Source organism: Bradyrhizobium sp. Mp27, assembly GCF_029953005.1.
Classification (GTDB): domain Bacteria; phylum Pseudomonadota; class Alphaproteobacteria; order Rhizobiales; family Xanthobacteraceae; genus Bradyrhizobium; species Bradyrhizobium barranii.
Genome location: NZ_JASAUS010000450.1, coordinates 1 through 1,826, shown reverse-complemented (window position 1 = coordinate 1,826; position 1,826 = coordinate 1). Strand labels below are relative to the sequence as shown.

At 56.3% G+C, this 1,826-nt stretch carries 2 protein-coding genes; one reads left to right on the top strand and one right to left on the bottom strand.

Translation table 11 applies throughout. The annotated features are described in order from the left end of the window. Window positions 1-681 precede the first annotated feature (681 nt). Window positions 682-948, top strand: a complete 267-nt coding sequence (locus QJT78_RS50835) for a DUF3551 domain-containing protein (RefSeq protein WP_018648598.1) — start codon at window positions 682-684, stop codon at window positions 946-948. A 447-nt stretch (window positions 949-1,395) separates the two neighbouring features. Here QJT78_RS50835 and QJT78_RS50830 read toward each other — a convergent pair. Continuing rightward, window positions 1,396-1,826 (bottom strand): hypothetical protein (locus QJT78_RS50830; RefSeq protein WP_281460863.1); only part of this gene is annotated, 431 nt, incomplete at its 5' end.

The window sequence follows — 1,826 nt, the reverse complement described above, 5'->3', positions numbered from 1 at the left end:
ACGCGCCCATTGCCTGTCGTTCAGCCAAAACAAACCAGCGCGCATTCTCTCGCCCCCGAATCAACACGTAGGCAAGAGAATCACGTGGCGCTATTTAGGTACAGACCCTAGGGATCTATGGTCTGTGGTGATGCTCACGAACATGGTCCGACACTCCTGAACCAGAATATACGAAGGGGAGCCTCGCGAATTGATCCGGCGCAATCTATGGATGTCATTGTAACAAGCGGCCATGAAGAGGAGAAGTCGTGTCATTGTGACGCAGTGCGCGCGCAGCAGTTGAGGTGACGCAATGTGTTGTCCTCCGGTCGAGGGGGGTCCCGCAACGCGCGTCGGAGCGAACGAAGCGATCATGGATTGAGTGCCATACGAGTGTTCTGCTGCGCGAAGGCGACAAGTCGCGCTTAAAAGATGCGCTTCACTGCGGAGTATCTTTGAAAGGCGGCTTCGGATCGCGAGCGAGTGTGTCCAAGACCAAGGACGGGTGCGGATAATCGGCTCCGGCCCTCTTAAGCCCACCCTGATATCCAACGTCTGCTCAAGAGCCCCCGTCGAGGCTCTGCCACGGGTGATTGTCTCGCTGACGATGGTCCAACTGGACCCGACACCGGCAATTGACTAAGATCAAACCTCTAATACGGATGCTCTATCCTTCAGCGAATTAAGGAGGCAAGAGATCTCATGCCTTACCTTCTCGCTACCGGAATCCTAGCACTTCCTATCCTCGTCAGCTTTGGATCAGATTTGACCGCTGCTTCACGGGTTCATTCGTACACCCCACCGGCTCGCCAAGACGTTTATTGCCTGCAGGGCCGAGCCTGGGGATATCCGGGCAACTGCCAGTTCTCGACCTACAGTCAGTGCATGGCTACCGCATCCGGCACCTACGCTTATTGCGGTATCAATCCGATGTACGCCTTCGAGCGACAGGGAAGGCAATTGCGCTGAGGCGAACGTCGTCAGGTCAGCCAAGCAGCGTTGGATGACGGACGGACCGTTCAGACTCGTGTCGCGGTTCGCTCGACCCCAGCCGCTGAATCGGCTGATTGGTCCGTTCGTTCGACTGCGCCCGGTGCCATCCTTGCATCTGGACGGCGATATCCGCTCCTGGGGCGGGGCGACACTATTCGAAACGGATCTTCTGGCTCAGATCTCTCGGAAGATAGCAGAAGGCCCGCGCTCTTCCCAGTACTGTCTCAATCTGTCTCAGAGTTCAGCGCGGCGTGCAGCCGAGCCTTCTCCAACCGAGACCTGAGTCCATTCAAACAGGCGGCCAGTTTGGCGAACTCCTGAATGCTGACATAATCAAAGACGAACTGCTCAACCTCTTTCTGCTGCTCGTAAGGATCTTGCGAGCGATGCCCGTGAGCGACAAAAGGACGTACCTGGCATCATTCATGTCGGATTTCCGGCGCACGAACTGCTTACCTCAAGCTCCCTCGATTGCTTGGTGATGAAACCCGACTCGACTCTCATCAGCTTCGCGACAGCATTGACGGGAACACCATCTTCTTCCAGCTCCGTCAGAGCCATCAAGATCATCATTTGCGGACCAGTAATGCCAAGCGCATTCGCGTGGTAGGACCGAAGATCGCAAGACATACGTCGATTGATCTGATCTACCATGTAAAGCGCCTGAGTAGATCCTGACTGACGCGCGGCGCCTTCCGGGAGCGTGTTGCCAATGCAGGCAGCTTGGGTGGCGTCTGATCTCAGGAGAGCTGGCCCCGCAAATTCGGACAGTAGCTTGAGTGGATTTTCTGCCTGACAGCGGCGAGGATTCTTGCTGCGAATCAGGAGCGAAGATGACGAAGAAGAGCCGCCGG

What these genes read in the sequence shown, in the direction of transcription:
- QJT78_RS50835 (WP_018648598.1), top strand. Translation starts at nt 682, where the DNA reads ATGCCTTACCTTCTCGCTACCGGAATCCTAGCACTTCCTATCCTCGTC.